Genomic DNA, 15,316 nt, shown 5'->3' on the forward strand with positions numbered 1-15,316 from the left:
CATGGGGCCATGGGTATCTCTTGAAAAGCAGCAGGCGGCTTGCGCCGCCTGTGTTCAGTTCTTCTGTCGGCTCACCCTGAGCACGTTCGGCATCACCCGGATCTTGCGCATGATGTTGGCAAGGTGGATCCGGCTCTTGGTGGTGATGAGCAGGGTGACCACATAGACCCGGCCATCCTTCTCCTCGGTGCTGATGGCGTGGATGTTGGCGCCGGTGGCGGCAATCACGTTGGCCAGTTCCGCCAGGGCGCCCTGGTGGTTGACGATCTCGATGCTGATGCCGGTGCGGAACTCCTGTTCCTGCTCCTTGTCGACTTCCCACTGTACCGGCAGGTACTTGTCCGGTTCGCGGCTGTAGCCCTTGATGTTGCGGCAGGACTCCTGGTGGATCACCAGGCCCTTGCCCGGGCTGATGTGGGCGATGATGGCATCCCCCGGAATGGGGCGGCAGCAGTTGGCGAAGGTGACCAGCATGCCGTCGGCCCCCTTGATCGGCATCTTCTTGCTGGTGGATTTGGGCTGCTCTTCCGGTGGCAGTTCATCTCCCAGCATGCGGCGCGCCACCATGACGCTCATGGCGTTGCCAAGGCCCACGTCGGCCAGCAGCCCCTGCAGGTTCTCGTGTTTGGTGTCGGCCAGCACCTGCTTGACGCGGGCTTCCGGGATGTCTTCGATGTTCTTGGCGCCGAGCGCGTGGTTCAGCAGGCGGCGGCCCAGCACCACCGACTCCTCGGTGCGCAGGTTCTTGAGGAACTGGCGGATCTTGGAGCGTGCCTTGGTGGTCACCACGAAGTTGAGCCAGGCCGCGTTCGGGCGGGCGCCCGGCGCCGTGATGATCTCCACCGTCTGACCCGAGTGCAACGGGCTGCTGAGCGGGTAGGGGTGGCGGTCGACCCGGGAGCCGACGCAGGCGTGGCCGATGTCGGTGTGCACCGTGTAGGCGAAGTCCACCGGGGTGGCGCCGGCGGGCAGCTCCATGATGCGCCCTTCCGGCGTGAAGACGTAGATCTCGTCGGGGAAGAGGTCGGTCTTGACCCCCTCGATGAACTCGAAGGAGCTGCCGGCGCTCTGCTGCAGCTCCAGCAGGCTCTGCATCCAGCGCTGGGCGCGGATCTGGGCCGTGGTGCCCGAGCTGTCGCCATCCTGCTTGTAGGCCCAGTGGGCGGCGACCCCCTTGTCGGCCATCTGGTCCATGAACTCGGTGCGGATCTGCACCTCCACCGGCACCCCGTGCGGCCCCACCAGGGAGGTGTGCAGGGACTGGTAGCCGTTGGTCTTGGGGATGGCGATGTAATCCTTGAAGCGACCGGGGCGCGGCTTGTAGAGGCTGTGCATCTGCCCAAGCACCCGGTAGCAGGTGTCGATGTCTTTCACTCTCACTCTGAAAGCATAGATATCCATCACTTCGTGGAATTGCAGCTCCTTCTTCTCCATCTTGTTGTAGATGGAGAACAGGTTCTTCTCGCGTCCACTCACCTGGGCGTCGATGCCGGCTTCCCGCAGACGCCCCTCAATCTCGCTCTGAATGGAGTCGATGATCTCGCGGCGGTTGCCACGGGCGCGACGCACCGATTCCCGCAGCACCCGGGAGCGCATGGGGTAGAGCGCTTCGAAGCCGAGCTCTTCCAGCTCGTTCTTCATGGTGTGGATGCCGAGACGGTTGGCGATGGGGGCGAAGATCTCCAGGGTCTCGCGGGCGATGCGGCGGCGCTTGTCGGGCCGCAATGAGCCCAGGGTGCGCATGTTGTGGGTGCGGTCGGCGAGCTTGATCAGGATGACCCGGATGTCCTGGGTCATGGCCATCATCATCTTGCGGAAGTTCTCGACCTGGGCTTCCTTGCGATCGCGGAATTTCAGCTTGTCGAGCTTGGAGACGCCGGAGACCAGCTCGGCGACGGCATTGCCGAACAGCTCGGCCAGGTCGTCCTTGGTGACCGGGGTATCTTCGATGACGTCGTGCAGCACGGCGGCCATCAGGGTTTCGTGATCGAGGCGCATGTCGCCCAGGATGCGGGCCACGGCAACGGGGTGGGTGATGTAGGGTTCACCGCTGGAACGCATCTGTCCCTGGTGAGCGTCGCGGGCTACCACATAGGCTTGCCTGAGCTTCTCAACCTGCTCGGGTGGCAGGTAGGAACTGGCTATTTCTTTAAGGTTTTCAAATAAATACAAGACAGTCCCCGCAGCGGTTAAACGGCAATCCGTGAAATTGAGGGTATGCCCTCGAGTTTGCGAGGTTTTCGAGCGGTTGTAAATGGGGATAACAGCCGGCACCCGGGCGGGCGCCGACTATGGGAAACGACTGACTTAGCCGCGACCTTCGGCGATGGCGGCAACGGCAGCCAGCTCGGCGGCTTCCTGCTCTTGCTGCTCGTAACGGTCCTGGGTATCCATCACCTGGTTGTTGACCAGACCCAGTTCGATCTCGCGCAGGGCGATCACTGTCGGCTTGTCGTTCTCTTCGTCGACCAGGGGATCCTTGCCTTGTACCGCGATTTGACGGGCGCGGCGCGCGGCGACCAGCACCAGGTCAAAACGGTTACCTACCTGTTTTACAGCATCTTCTACAGTAACGCGGGCCATGCGGGACTCCAGTGTTTGGGCTTTCTGTGATTGAAAAAGCGGTGTTTAAAAATGACGCAAAAGTTTACTTGTTTTTGGCTTACTCTGCCAGTAGCTGTTTCAGCAAGTTTTGCTGGGCCTGCTGCTGCTGGCGCAATTCCAGACGCTGGCACTCTATGATGGCCCTGAGCTGGAACAGTGCCTGCTCAAAGTCTTCATTGATGATGACATAGTCATATTCGTCATAGTGCACCATTTCGGCAATGGCTTTCTCCATCCGGCCCTTGATCACCTCGGCACTGTCCTGGCCACGGCCGATCAGGCGGCGCTCCAGCTCCTCGCGGCTGGGGGGCAGGATGAAGATGGACTTGGTCGGCATCAGTTCGCGGATCTGGCGGGCCCCCTGCCAGTCGATGTCGAGGAAGACGTCGATCCCCTGAGCCAGGCAGGCCTCGATGGCGGCGCGGGAGGTGCCGTAGTAGTTGCCGAACACCTCGGCCCACTCCAGAAAGTCGCCGCGCTCGATCAGCTCCTTGAAGGTCTCCACCTGCACGAAGTGGTAGTGCACCCCGTGCTGTTCGCCGGGACGGCTGGCGCGGGTGGTGTGGGAGACCGACAGCTGCATCTTGCCTGCGCTGTTGTGTTTGGTCAGCAAGGCGTTGAGCAGACTGGACTTACCGGCCCCGCTCGGGGAGGAGATGATGTAGAGAGTGCCTTGTTGCGCCATGTCTGTACCTTTAAACGATGAGCCGCGCTTTGGTTGTAGCAGAGGCCGCCGTCTTGTGCCCGACAGGGAGACGGTTGCTCGCAATACGCGGAAGAATCAGAGCCAGGAGGATGTAAAGGCGGCGAATGTTAGCAGATGGGGGCGGATAAAAAAACGGCCGGAATCATATTCCAGCCGATCAAAATATTCGTAGCTTGCTGCGGGAGCGTTACCCACATTGGCTGCCATTCTGCCTCCGGTGCCGGGGGAGGGCCATCAGATTATCCCTGCCTCATGGCTCGGAATTTCCGAGTTGCCCCGGGCGGGCAGGAGATGGCGAGCGGCGCAGAGGCGGTCGAAGGCGGCGATGACGCTCTCGCGGGTTATCTTGCTCATGGCGTCCGGATCCTTGAGGCGGGTACGCCAGTCGAGCTCGGCCAGCGGCTTGCCGGTCTCCAGCTCGATCAGTTCCTGATAGACGCTGACCAGGTAATCGCGGCACAGGTAGGGGCCGGTGCGCGCCGGGTTGTGGTGGGCGTAGAGGCCGATCACCGGTGTCCCCACCAAGGTGGCCATGTGGGCCGGGCCGGTATCCGGGGCCAGCACCAGGCTGGCTTCGCTGATCAGCGCCAGCAGCTGCTTGAGGTTGGTCTGCCCCACCAGATCCACCGGTTTGCTGCGGCTCAGGCGCTGGATGTCGGCGGCGAGATCCCGCTCCAGCCTGGCCGGGCCGCCGCACAGATAGACCTGAAAGCCCTTGCCGGCCGCGTGATCCGCCAGGGCGGCATAGCCTTCGGCGGTCCAGTTCTTGAAGGGTTTGCTCGCGGCGGCGCAGATGAGCAGGGTCGGTTTGCCGCCGATCGTCTCCCTGGCCCAGACCTGGTGCTCGGCGCTAAGGGGGAGCTGCCAGTCCGGGGTCAGATCTTCGATGCCGAGCTCTTTGGCAAAGGCGAGAAAGCCGTCCAGCACGTGGGGGGAGGCTGGGGACGGTACTTTATGGTTGGTGAACAGCCACTGGCCGTCGTTGGCCCGCTCCTTGTCGAAGCCGAGTTTGACTTTGGCCTTGATGCCTAGGGTCGCGATGCTGGCTCGCAGGGCCGCCTGCAGATGGAGCAGTGCATCGAACCTGCGTCCCTTTAGGGTGCGCCAGAGATCGCGATAGCCACGCCAGCCCTTGCTCTTGTCGAAGGGGATGACCTCGACGCCGGGCAGATCGGCAAACAGCGTTGCCTCTATCTTGCCGGTGATCCAGGTGATGCGGGTCTCTGGCCACGCCCGCTGGATGACGCGCACCAGCGCCAGCGCGTGGCAGCAATCCCCGATGGCGGAGAGCCGCAGGATGCAGATGGAGGAGGGCGGCGTTTGGAACAGCGGCATGATGTGGCGCAACGATGGCAAAATGGATGGATGGCATTATGCAAACTCCCCTGCGGATTGTAAAATTGCGCCAGCTGCCCGACCGGCACAGTCCCCTGAAGGGGGGCCCTGCATCCCACTATCGACCGGAATTCTCATGATGCTGACACAGACCACCCACAACCAGATCTGCTGGTATGCCGACGGTGCCTTCCGCGATCCTTCCCCCTCCCTGTTCGATCCGGCCTGGTGGCAGACCCATCGTCAGGTGGTGGGTTCCTCCATCGGCCGCGGAGTGACCTGGTTCGTGAAGGATGAGTCGCGCCACCTGGTGCTGCGCCACTACTACCGTGGTGGCATGGTGGGCAAGCTGGTGCGGGATCGCTTCTGGTTCGAAGGGGTTGAGTCGAGCCGGGCCATGGCCGAGTACCGCCTGCTGGCCACCCTGAGCGAGCAGGGACTGCCGGTGCCGCGCCCGTTCGCGGCGCGCATGGTCAAACAGGGGCCCTTCTATCGGGCCGACATCCTGATCGAGCGCATCCGCGGTGCCAAGGATCTGGTGGCCCTGCTCAAGCAGGGGCCGATCGCCGGTGAGGTCTGGCACAAGATAGGCAAGACGGTGCGCCAGCTGCACGATGCCGGCGTCTATCACGCGGATCTCAACAGCCACAACCTGCTGCTCGACAAGGAGGGCAAGGTGTGGGTGATCGACTTCGACAAGGGGGCGATCCGCTCCCCAGGCAGCTGGCAGCAGGCCAATCTGGAGCGGTTGCTGCGCTCCTTCAACAAGGAGTCCCAGCTGCATACCAGTTTCCACTTCGTGCCGGAGAACTGGCATGAACTGATGAATGGCTATCAGGACAAGACGGACTGAACCCGGTCTCCACTTCGTGTCTGGAGGCTGGCAGGCACTGATAAAGGGCTATCAGGACAAGACGGACTGAGCCCGACCTCCACTTAGTGTCTGGAGGTTGGCAGGCTCTGATAACGGACTATGAGGGCCTGGAGGGGTGAGGAAGTGGTGCTGGCGCGGTTGCTCGGCGCCAGTGCCAATGTTACTTATTGAGAGTGTTTGATTGGTCAGATATTCGGATCCGGTGTCGAGGCGCGTGATGGAAAGGTATGAGACTCCCAGGGTTGAGGTCACCACTCCCCTTGAGGTGACGCTGATGGCACAAGCCATGGCGATGTTGGAGGCCGGGATCTGGACCTGGTCGGCCGAGCGCGGCCTGAGGCGCGATCCCTCTTGCCTGCAGCTGCTGGGGCTGGAGGGAAGCGAGCTGGATGATCTCGGCTGGCTGGACCGGGTGCACCCGGACGATGCCCCCCGCCTGGCCGAGGCCCTGGAGGCCTGTCAGGAGGGACGCAGCAGCGGGCTGCGGCTCGAATACCGCATCCTGCACCATCAGGGCCATTACATTCGGCTGGAGGAGCGGGTTCGTCGCGACGAGCGGGGGCAGTTGCTGGGAGTGGTGCGCCATCTGGATGCGGCCATGCCGCCCCTGGACGATCGCCATGACACGGATCCCCTCACCGGCCTCGAGAGTCGCAGCCACTTCGAGATGCTGCTGGACGAGCGGCTGGCCAGCGAGAGCGGCAGCTTCTGTCTGCTGCAATTCAGCGTGGATCACCGCAGCAAGATCCTGCAGCTGTTCGGGGAGGCCGCCTGCGACGCCATGCTGGCCAAGCTGGCCCGTATCGTGCGCCGCGAGCTGCGGCGGGAAGATCCCTTCGCCCGCTGGGACGAGGACGGCTTCATCCTGATGCTGTCCCAGACCGATCGCCTGAGCGGGCTGGAGATCGCCGAGCGGCTGCGCCTCGAAATCGCCGACGCCAGCCTGCTGCCCCAGCGCCCGGTGACCGTCAGCATCGGCCTGGTGCAGAGCCAGAGTGCCGAGCAGCTCGATCATCTGCTGGCCCGACTGGCCTCCTGCCACGGCCAGGCGAAGCGGGAACACAACACCGTCGTCGGCTGATCTTCAGTCAGCGCTCACTCACCCGCGAATACCTGTGGAACCAAAGAGGGCCAGCCTGGGCGGGCCCGTTTCCTGTCAACCTTCACTGACCCGGCGACGCTGGCAGACCCAGAGGGATGCCAGCATCAGCAGGGCACCCAGGGTGAGCCTGAGCAGGTCGGTATCCTTGCCCCAGAGCACCAGATTGACCAGCAGGCCCGCCGGGATCAGGGCGTTGTTCATGATGGCCAGCACGCCGCTGCTGACCAGGGTTGCCCCCTTGTTCCACAGGAAGTAACCGAGCCCGGATGCCCCCACCCCCAGCCAGATCAGAATGCCCCATTGCAGGTTGCTGGTCGGGTACTGGGGCTGGCCAAGCAGCCACCAGGCTGGCAGCGCGATCACCAGGGCCCCCAGATAGAAGCAGCCGAACACGGCGAGCTGGGGCGGCTGCTCGGCCTCCCGTGCCAGCAGCACCTTGTAGCCCACCTGGCCCAGGGCGAAGCAGACGTTGGCCCCCTGCACCACCAGGAATCCCAGCACATAGCTTTCGGTCAGACCGTCGAAGCGAATGACGGCCGCACCCAGCACCGCCAGCAGGGCCCCCCAGAGATAGGTCGGCTTGAAGCGGCCCTCCAGCAGATCGTGGGTCAGGGTCACGTAGATGGGGGTGAAGATGGTGAACACCAGCACTTCCGGTACCGTCAGCAGCAGGAAGGAGTGGTAGTAGAAGAGGTACATGATGCCAAGCTGGATGGCGCCGAGCGCCATCAGCTTGGCGACCAGATCGGGGCGCAGCCAGCGGCGGCGCAGGAAGGGCAGGAACACCAGGCTGGCGAGGACGATGCGGGTCAGCACGGAGAAGTAGGCATCCACCTGGCCGGCGAGGTAGACCCCGATCAGGCTGAAGGAGAAGGACCAGAGCAGGGTAACCCCTATCAAGTAGTTCATGTGATTGAAATGTCGTCAATTGTCAATTTGGAGGGCGCTATGATGGCCGAGTTGGAAGGCGCGATCCAGCGTTTATGGGAAGGCTTGCCACAGATCGGAGCATTTGCCTTCGAGGCGAGCAACGGGGCTGGCTCCGCCACCGACTGGTGCGGCCGCGGCGAGGGGGTTGTGACTGTGACCGATCACCAGGGAGGCTGGTTGTTTGCCGAGCGAGGCCACTACACCACCCCCCATGGCCGGGTGCTGGCCATGCACAACCGCTTCTGGTGGCAGCGTACCCCGAGGGGGATTCTGCTCTCCCACCTGCGCTACGAGCAGCCGGTGGCGCTGTTCGAGCTGCTGCCCCAAGCGGATGGCCGCTGGCTCACCGCCGAGCCCCACCTGTGTGGCCAGGATCACTACAGTGCCGAGCTGACCGAGACAGAGGGCGGCTTCCTGCTCGGCTGGCAGATCCGGGGGCCGCGCAAGAACGAGCGGCTGAGCTACCGCTACGGGCCCGGGGGGCAGGCATAAAAAAACCGGCGCAGGGCGCCGGTAGAAGGGACAAATCGGAGGTTTTTTCAAAACGGTCCCAAAAAACAGGAGAGACTCACTCTCGTCACACACGCAGAGAGGGTCTTCAGGCACTCAGCGCATAGTTCAGCATGGCTTGCAGCTTGCTGTCGAAGAACCAGGGCAGCAGCACCATCAGCAGACCCAGCACCCCGGCCAGACGGTGGCGATACTGCCAGCTGGCGATCAGCACCAGGCCGCCGCAGAGCGTGGTCAGGATGCCTGACATGGGGCGGCCTCCCGCTGGTTGCGGCGCTGCTGGGCCCACTGGTTGAGGGCGACCGAGCCCAGGATCAGCGCCAGCGCCACACCCGTGGTGGACTGGATCTGCTCGCCGAGGAACAGGGCCCCCAGCATGACGCCGAACAGCGGCACCAGGTAGTTGCTGAAGGAGGCGAAGGTCGGGCCCGCCTTCTGGATCAGCGCCATATAGAGGAAGTAGACCAGACCGGTGCAGAAGATCCCCAGCATGGCGACGGCGCCCATGGCCTGCTGGCTCGGCAGGGTGAAGGCGCTCAGGTCCGCGACGAAGGGTGCGGCCAGCAGCAGCTGCGCGGCGGACGAGATCAGGATGTTGCGCGCCACCACCACGGGGTGATCCTTGGCGAAGCGCTTGATCATCAGCAGGCCGATGGCGAAGCAGCTGGCCCCGAACAGTATGGCCATGGCGCCGAGCAGGCCGGCATTCATGCCGCTGGCCAGCTTCGGCCAGAACAGCACCAGCACGCCGACGAAACCGATGAGCACGGAGACGAGGCCACCCTTGGTGATTCTTTCACCAGAAATAAACAAGGGGGCCGCCAAAATGGTCACAAAGGGGATACAACCCATGACCACGGCGGCGATGGCGCTGTCCACGTACTGCTGGCCCCAGGCCACCATGATGAAGGGGAGGGTGGCGTCGAGCAGGGCGATCAGCATGTAGGTGCGCCAGGGGGTGTGTTCGCTCTTGAGGCGCATGAACAGGCAGAGCAGGCCCAGGGTCAGGCTGCCGCACAGGGCGCGGCCGGCCGCCACCAGGATGGGGGGCAGTTCCGCCACGGCCTGGTGCATGAAGATGAACTGGGAGCCCCACAACAGGCCGATCGCCAGCAACAACAGATAGCTACGCATTTGAATCTCCGATGTAATTCGCCTGCGCATTCTATGCAATCTGCTACTATGCCAAAAATGAATTGTCATCATTCAACTATGGTTAATATCGATGGAACTGCCCCTCTCTCGTCTCGACCTCAACCTGCTCACCGTGTTCGACATGCTGATGCAGGAGCGCAACGTTACCCGCGCCGCCGAGCGGTTGCACCTCTCCCAGTCCACCGTCAGCCACGCCCTGGGGCGGCTGCGCAGTGCGCTGGATGACCCCCTGTTCGTGATGAGCCGGCGCGAGATGATGCCGACCGAGCGGGCCAAGGCGCTGGCGGGACCGGTACGCCAGGCGCTGGCCATGCTGGAGCAGGGGCTGCGGCAGGCCAAGGACTTCGATCCCGCCAGCGCCCAGCGGGTGTTTCGCATCGCCACCCCGGGGTCGGTGGAGCACGGCCTGGTCCCGACGCTGGTGGAGCGCATGGTGCAGCTGGCGCCCCACTGCCGTCTGGAAGTGTGCGAGCTGGCGGACAGCGACTATGAGCGGGAGCTGGAGAAGGGGGAGCTGGATCTGGTGATCGGGTTCGCCGGCGCCAACCATCTCTCCCCCCGGCTGTGGCGGGAGGAGTGGTTCAGCAATCCCCTGGTGTGCCTGTCGCCGCTTGGCAGCGCGCTGCCCGAGGCACTGGGGCCGGACGATCTGGTCAGCCGGCCCCACATCCACACCTCCAGCTGGGGCCACAGCCAGGCCATGGTGGAGCTCTGGCTGGGGCGCTTCGGGGTGGAGCGGGAATTAGGTGTCCGACTGCCGAGCTTCATGGCGGTGCCGCCCCTGATGGCGACCGGACGCTACCTGGTGGTGGTGCCCGAGATGATAGGGCGCCACTTCTGCCGCCATTATCCGCTGCGCCTCCATCCGCTGGATCCCGCCATCCCCATCGTCTATCTGATGGCGGGCCACCCGCTCAGCGCCCACGACGAGGCGATCCGCTGGTTCAAGAGCCTGCTGCACGGCCTCGCCTTCGAGCGCTACGGCGAGGCCGCACTGGGCACGCCGGCTCAGCGCAGCCCGGCAAAGTAGTCCAGCCCCATGGCTCCCTTCACCTCGGCCAGCACCTCGTCGGTGAGGGCCCGGGCCTGCAGCGTGCCCCGGTGCAGCAGCGCCAGCAGCTGGCCCTTGTCGGCGATGGCGGCCTGGCGCCGCTCCCGCATGGGGGCGAGCAGACTCTGCAGGCAGTCGTTCAGCTCCTGCTTGCAGCGCATGTCGCCGAGGCCGCCGCGCCTGTAGTGCGCCTTCATCTCGGCCACCAGGGCCTTGTCCGGGTGGAAGGCATCCAGATAGGCGAACACCGTATTGCCCTCCACCCGACCCGGGTCGCTCACCTTGAGGTGCTCGGGGTCCGTGTACATGGCGAACACCGCCTGTTTGATCTCGTCCCTCGACATGCCGAGCTCTATGGTGTTGCCGAGGGACTTGGACATCTTGGCCTTGCCGTCGATGCCGGGCAGGCGGCCGGTGTCGCTCAGTATGGGCTGGCACTCGGTCAGCACCTCCTTGCCCACCAGGGCGTTGAAGCGGCGCACTATCTCGTTGGTCTGCTCCAGCATGGGCAGCTGATCCTCCCCCACGGGCACATGGGTGGCGCGAAATGCCGTGATGTCGGCGGCCTGGCTGACCGGGTAGACCAGGAAGCCGGCGGGCAGGCTGCGCTCGAACCCTTTCTGCTGGATCTCCGCCTTCACCGTGGGATTGCGCTCCAGCCGGGCGACGCTGACCAGGTTCAGGTAGTAGCAGGTGAGCTCGGCGAGGGCGGGCAGGGCGCTCTGCAGGCAGAAGGTGGTCCTGGCCGGGTCGAGGCCGGCCGCCAGGTAGTCGGCCATCACCTCCAGCACGTGATCTGTCACCTTGGCCGGGTTGTGGCCGTTGTCGGTCAGCGCCTGCAGGTCGGCGATCATCACGAACTGGCGGTAATGGGACTGGGCCTCGACCCGCTGGCGCAATGAGCCGACGTAGTGGCCGATGTGCAGGCGGCCGGTGGGACGATCGCCGGTCAGTATGATGGGGTTGTGCATTTCACTCTCTCCGGTTGGGGTGGGCCGGGAGGCGACACAGGGATGAAAACAATGACCGCCTCTCGGCGGTCACGGTGTTTTCTTTGGGAAAATTTACATAGAAAAGCAGCACCGCCTGTTTAGAAGCGGCACCACCAGTTCTTGTGATTGAATGAGGTCATGTTCATGGCAAATCAAGCTACGCCTGTTTGATCACTTCTGCAAGGGCACGACCAGCAGATCGCAGGGCACGGTATTCATCAGCTGGCGGGCACTGGAGGTCAGCAGGCTCCAGAAGCTCTGACGATGGCCGCACACCAGCAGATCTATCTGGTAATCCTTGACCGCCTGGTTGACCCGCTCGCTGAGATCACCGCAGATCACCAGCTTCTTCTCGATGGGGTAGTCCACCGAGGCCAGGAAGGTTTCCAGCTTCTCCTTCGCCTCGGCGATCACCTGGTCCTGCACGTTGTCGATGTCGATGTCGATCATCTCGGTGTAGAGATCCTTGAGGTCCACATCCACATGGATCACCGACAGCTTGGCGCCGTTGGAGCGGGCCCGGTCGACCGCCTTCTCGATCACCTTGCGGTTGTCTTCCGACAGGTCGATCGCGGCCAGTACGTGTTTGTAATAGGTTCCATTCATGGGAGTTCTCCTCACTGATCCTGGGTCCACTATACCAATGTCTGCTGAAACTAAAACGGCGGCGTTGCCACAGTTTCAGGATTTGCATGGGCCCCGTACACCCGGGCTGCCGTGCCCGATGAAAAGGTAGTGCATATTTTGAACAGGAGTTTGAAGCCGATCACAGGCGGTCTATTGCCCCGACAGAGGGAGGGGCATAGGATGTGCCCGTGCTTCGCAATGAACACAAAACAACAAAAAGCATCTGAATACCGCTTTGGGGAGCCTCGCGCTCCCTTTTGTTTTTCTGCCCTTTTCCCGTCGATATTCCGCCCCATGTCAAGGTAATCCCCCGCCGCTTGGTTATGCTGTAGCCAGTTCCCTTGGCAAACCGTCGTGCGTCACCGGGCCCCGAGAGCGGGCCGGCCCGCCACGGACGTTCCTCCTGTTGCACCCCTTTCCCGGAGACTCCTCGATGATCATTCACCCGCAAATCCAGGGCTGTGTTGCCCGCAACTGCCACCCCATCGGCTGCCGCGCCGCCGTGATGCAGCAGATTGCCAGCGTCAGGGCGGAGGGATCGTTCAACGGGCCCAAACGGGTGCTGGTGCTTGGGGCCTCGTCCGGTTTCGGGCTGGCGTCTCGCATCGCGCTCGCCTTCGGTGCCGGTGCCGACACCGTCGGCGTGTCGTTCGAGCGCGGCCCCTCCGACAAGGGGCTGGGCAGCGCCGGCTGGTACAACAACATCTGGTTTCGCAAGGAGGCGGAGCAGGCAGGGCGCATCGCCGTCAACCTGATCGGCGATGCCTTCTCCGATGCCATGCGCCAGCAGGCCATCGAGACCATACGCCAGCAGCTCGGGCAGGTGGACCTGGTCATCTATTCGCTGGCGAGCGGCATCCGGGTGCTGGCCGATGGCACCCAGGTGCGCTCCGTGCTCAAGACCACGGGCCAGCCCTTCAGCGGCTGGGGGCTGGATCTGGAGCATGACGCCCTGGTACAGCAATCCCTGGCTCCCGCCACCCCGGAGGAGATCCGCGACACCGTCACCGTGATGGGCGGCGAGGACTGGCAGCTCTGGATGCAGGCGCTGCAACAGGCGGATTGCCTGGCCCCCGGCGCGCAAACCGTGGCCTATTCCTACATAGGCCCCGAATCCACCTATCCCCTCTACCGGGACGGCACCATCGGCTATGCCAAGGAGCATCTGCACGCCACCGCCGAGACCATCAACCTGCAACTGGCGGAAGTCGGCGGCCACGCCTGGGTGTCGGTCTGCAAGGCGCTGGTGACCAAGGCGAGCGCCTACATTCCGGTGCTGCCTGTCTACCTCGGCCTGCTGATGGGGGTGATGAAGGAGCGCGGTGTGCACGAGGGCTGCATCGAGCAGATGCAGCGGCTGTTCGCCACCAAGATGTACGGACCCAGAGGGGTGGTGGCCGACGGCAACCGGCTGATCCGGATGGACGACCACGAGCTCGACCCGGCCATTCAGGCCGCCGTCTCGGCGCTCTGGTCCAAGGTGACGCCGGACAACTTCCACGCCCTGGGGGACTTTGCCGGGCTGCGTCAGGATTTCCTGCAGCTCAACGGTTTCGGGCTGCCGGGGGTGGACTACGGGGAACCGGTGAGTGTGGCGTCGCTCACCGAGCTGATGCCCTGATCCTGACGGTAGGCCCGGGCCTACGTCTCAGGCGACGTTGCAGGCGAGTTCGTCCTGGGCCTGGGGAGCCAGGGCCAGGACGGTCTGGTTGCGCCCCTGGCGCTTGGCCTGATACATGGCCATGTCGGCCCGGTGGATGAGCTGGCCCAGGTTGTCATCGTCCGGTGAACGCTCCGCCACCCCTATGCTGATGGTCATGTGGGGGGCGGCAAGGTAGGCGATCCGGTTTCTCAGCTGTTCGGCAAGCCGCCAGCAGGTGGCGCCATCCTGCTCCATGGCCACCAGAAATTCCTCCCCGCCCAGGCGCCCGATCTGGTGCTGGTCCGGCGCCCAGCTCTTGAGCTCCCTGGCCAGTTGCCGGATGGCCTGGTCCCCGGCCTGGTGACCGTGCCTGTCGTTGATCTGCTTGAAATGATCGATGTCGATGATGATCAGGGTCAGGGGAACTTCCAGCTGCCACTGCTGCGCCAGCCGCTCCAGCAGGGCTCGCCGGTTCGGCAGCCCGGTCAGTTGATCGAAGGTAGCCAGCTTGTAGAGGTGGCGCGAGCTGCGGTGCAGCCGGTGGGTGGTGAGCCCGAGCAGCAGCAGGGCGCCGGCCAGCAGGCCGACCAGCATCAGCTGGTAGTAACGGGCGCTCTGCTGATGCAGCAGTTGCTGGCGCTTGCTCTCGTTCTCCTGCTGCAGCGCCCGGTTGCTGGCCTCGCTGCGGGCCAGATCCATCTCGGCCTGGAAGGCGGCAGCATGCTGACTCAGGGTCTGGTTGAAGTGCTGCTTGTAGTCGCTCACGTATTCGCTGAGCGCCCGGTAGGCCTCGGGATAGCGTCCCTGATCGGCCAGCAGGCTGGCCTGCAGCGCCTTGCTGCTGGCTCCCGCGGCGCCCCGGGTGGTCAGCAGTTGCAGTGCCAGCTGCTTCTCGCCAGTGCCCTGTAGTGCCCGGGCCCGGGTCTCCAGCAGGCGTGCTCCGGCATCCGGATAACCCAGCTGCTGATAGAGCGCCTGGGCCTCGTCCAGGGTGCGCAGGGCACCCGCCCAGTCGCGCTGTGCGTTGAGCGCCATGGCCTGATAACCCAGGATGATGGCGCGGTAATCCGGTGCCAGCGCCGGGTTGGCCAGCAGGTTGTCGAGCAGTCGCCTGGCCTGGGCGGGGCGATCCGTATCGATATAGAGTCGCGCCATGTTGGCGCGGATGATGATCTGGCTGTTGGGCTCGTTCAGCAGCACCATGCGTTGCAGGGCCTCCAGATAATAGCCTTCGGCCTCCCGGGGCAGGCTCAGATCGGCATAGAGGTTGCCCAGCGTCATCAGCAGGCGGGCACACTGCAGGCTGGCGATGGGGGAGTCGGGCGCCGCCTGCTTGAGGCGGAAGGCGGTCTTGAGCTCGGCGATCGCCGCGCTCAGCTGCTGGGTGCGATAGAGGGCGAGTCCGTTGAGGGCGTGCCACTCCGACAGCAGGGCAGGGTGGTCGCCGATCTCGGGTTGCAGCAGCGCCAGCAGCCGGAGGGCCCGGTGCGGTTCTTCGGTATCCAGGGTGAGGGCCGCCTGCTGCAGCCGGAAATCCAGCAGTCGGGTGGTTTCATGGCGGGCGGTGGCCAGGGCGCGGGCACGGGCGTTGTCCAGCAGGGCGTCGGGATAGCGCCCCAGCGCCGCCTTGGCCAGGGATCTGGCATGAAACAGCTCCATCTCCTGCTGGGGGCTGGCATCGAGGCGTTGAAGATATCCGATAGGATCCCTTGCTGCCTGCAATTCTGCCTCGCTGAGCAAGGAGGGAGCGGCCTGCAGCTGGATCATCCAGAGCAGTGCCAGTGTCAT

At 64.1% G+C, this 15,316-nt stretch carries 16 protein-coding genes; 5 read left to right on the forward strand and 11 right to left on the reverse strand.

Annotated features, from left to right (window positions below):
• Positions 1-54: 54 nt before the first annotated feature.
• From spoT to I6L39_RS06860, 5 genes are all read right to left on the reverse strand, one after another.
• On the reverse strand, positions 55-2,172 hold the full coding sequence (gene spoT, locus I6L39_RS06840; protein ID WP_042079042.1) for a bifunctional GTP diphosphokinase/guanosine-3',5'-bis pyrophosphate 3'-pyrophosphohydrolase: 2,118 nt from the start codon (positions 2,170-2,172) through the stop codon (positions 55-57).
• A 135-nt stretch (positions 2,173-2,307) separates the two neighbouring features.
• Positions 2,308-2,583 carry a DNA-directed RNA polymerase subunit omega gene (gene rpoZ, locus I6L39_RS06845; protein WP_005307060.1) on the reverse strand — a complete coding sequence of 92 codons (276 nt, stop codon included), beginning with the start codon at positions 2,581-2,583 and terminating at the stop codon, positions 2,308-2,310.
• Positions 2,584-2,662: 79 nt separating this feature from the next.
• Positions 2,663-3,289 (reverse strand): guanylate kinase, encoded by a 627-nt coding sequence (gmk, locus tag I6L39_RS06850; RefSeq protein WP_209794806.1) that lies wholly within the window; start codon positions 3,287-3,289, stop codon positions 2,663-2,665.
• Between the two features lie 96 nt (positions 3,290-3,385).
• Positions 3,386-3,517: a guanylate kinase gene (locus I6L39_RS06855; RefSeq protein WP_216991391.1), complete on the reverse strand. Its 132-nt coding sequence runs from the start codon at positions 3,515-3,517 to the stop codon at positions 3,386-3,388.
• A gap of 27 nt (positions 3,518-3,544) precedes the next feature.
• Entirely contained in the window at positions 3,545-4,657 is a 1,113-nt protein-coding gene (locus I6L39_RS06860; RefSeq protein WP_216991760.1) for a glycosyltransferase family 9 protein, read from the reverse strand.
• Positions 4,658-4,784: 127 nt separating this feature from the next.
• On the opposite strand from I6L39_RS06860, the gene I6L39_RS06865 reads away from it, so the two are divergent.
• Positions 4,785-5,498 (forward strand): 3-deoxy-D-manno-octulosonic acid kinase, encoded by a 714-nt coding sequence (locus I6L39_RS06865; RefSeq protein WP_209794827.1) that lies wholly within the window; start codon positions 4,785-4,787, stop codon positions 5,496-5,498.
• Between the two features lie 238 nt (positions 5,499-5,736).
• Positions 5,737-6,600, forward strand: coding sequence for a sensor domain-containing diguanylate cyclase (locus I6L39_RS06870; protein WP_200163980.1), 864 nt, complete (start codon positions 5,737-5,739; stop codon positions 6,598-6,600).
• Between the two features lie 75 nt (positions 6,601-6,675).
• Here I6L39_RS06870 and I6L39_RS06875 read toward each other — a convergent pair whose 3' ends face one another.
• Complete coding sequence (locus I6L39_RS06875) at positions 6,676-7,530, reverse strand: carboxylate/amino acid/amine transporter (RefSeq protein ID WP_216991392.1); 855 nt, start codon at positions 7,528-7,530, stop codon at positions 6,676-6,678.
• A 42-nt stretch (positions 7,531-7,572) separates the two neighbouring features.
• Between I6L39_RS06875 and I6L39_RS06880 the strand changes: the two genes are divergently transcribed.
• Positions 7,573-8,043 carry a DUF6314 family protein gene (locus I6L39_RS06880; protein ID WP_042079099.1) on the forward strand — a complete coding sequence of 157 codons (471 nt, stop codon included), beginning with the start codon at positions 7,573-7,575 and terminating at the stop codon, positions 8,041-8,043.
• Between the two features lie 106 nt (positions 8,044-8,149).
• On the opposite strand, the gene I6L39_RS06885 is transcribed toward I6L39_RS06880, so the two are convergent.
• Together I6L39_RS06885 and I6L39_RS06890 are read right to left on the reverse strand one after the other, a co-directional pair.
• Positions 8,150-8,311 carry a hypothetical protein gene (locus I6L39_RS06885; RefSeq protein ID WP_084203067.1) on the reverse strand — a complete coding sequence of 54 codons (162 nt, stop codon included), beginning with the start codon at positions 8,309-8,311 and terminating at the stop codon, positions 8,150-8,152.
• Positions 8,296-9,195: a DMT family transporter gene (locus tag I6L39_RS06890; RefSeq protein ID WP_042079037.1), complete on the reverse strand. Its 900-nt coding sequence runs from the start codon at positions 9,193-9,195 to the stop codon at positions 8,296-8,298. Before I6L39_RS06890 ends, I6L39_RS06885 begins: the two co-directional genes overlap by 16 nt.
• 91 nt (positions 9,196-9,286) lie before the next feature.
• On the opposite strand from I6L39_RS06890, the gene I6L39_RS06895 reads away from it, so the two are divergent.
• Positions 9,287-10,246 carry a LysR family transcriptional regulator gene (locus I6L39_RS06895; protein ID WP_216991393.1) on the forward strand — a complete coding sequence of 320 codons (960 nt, stop codon included), beginning with the start codon at positions 9,287-9,289 and terminating at the stop codon, positions 10,244-10,246.
• Here I6L39_RS06895 and trpS read toward each other — a convergent pair.
• The gene (trpS, locus tag I6L39_RS06900; RefSeq protein ID WP_216991394.1) at positions 10,225-11,238 is read right to left on the reverse strand and encodes a tryptophan--tRNA ligase; all 1,014 of its coding nucleotides are present in this window, start codon (positions 11,236-11,238) and stop codon (positions 10,225-10,227) included. The two genes, I6L39_RS06895 and trpS, sit on opposite strands and share 22 nt — an antisense overlap.
• A gap of 192 nt (positions 11,239-11,430) precedes the next feature.
• Complete coding sequence (locus tag I6L39_RS06905) at positions 11,431-11,865, reverse strand: universal stress protein (RefSeq protein WP_042079034.1); 435 nt, start codon at positions 11,863-11,865, stop codon at positions 11,431-11,433.
• A gap of 454 nt (positions 11,866-12,319) precedes the next feature.
• Here I6L39_RS06905 and fabV point away from each other — a divergent pair, with 454 nt between their 5' ends.
• Complete coding sequence (gene fabV / locus I6L39_RS06910) at positions 12,320-13,507, forward strand: enoyl-ACP reductase FabV (protein WP_216991395.1); 1,188 nt, start codon at positions 12,320-12,322, stop codon at positions 13,505-13,507.
• A gap of 27 nt (positions 13,508-13,534) precedes the next feature.
• Here the strand turns inward: fabV and I6L39_RS06915 are convergent, their stop codons facing one another.
• Complete coding sequence (locus I6L39_RS06915; RefSeq protein ID WP_042079032.1) at positions 13,535-15,316, reverse strand: diguanylate cyclase; 1,782 nt, start codon at positions 15,314-15,316, stop codon at positions 13,535-13,537.

Source organism: Aeromonas sp. FDAARGOS 1409, from assembly GCF_019048705.1.
Taxonomy (GTDB): domain Bacteria; phylum Pseudomonadota; class Gammaproteobacteria; order Enterobacterales; family Aeromonadaceae; genus Aeromonas; species Aeromonas sanarellii.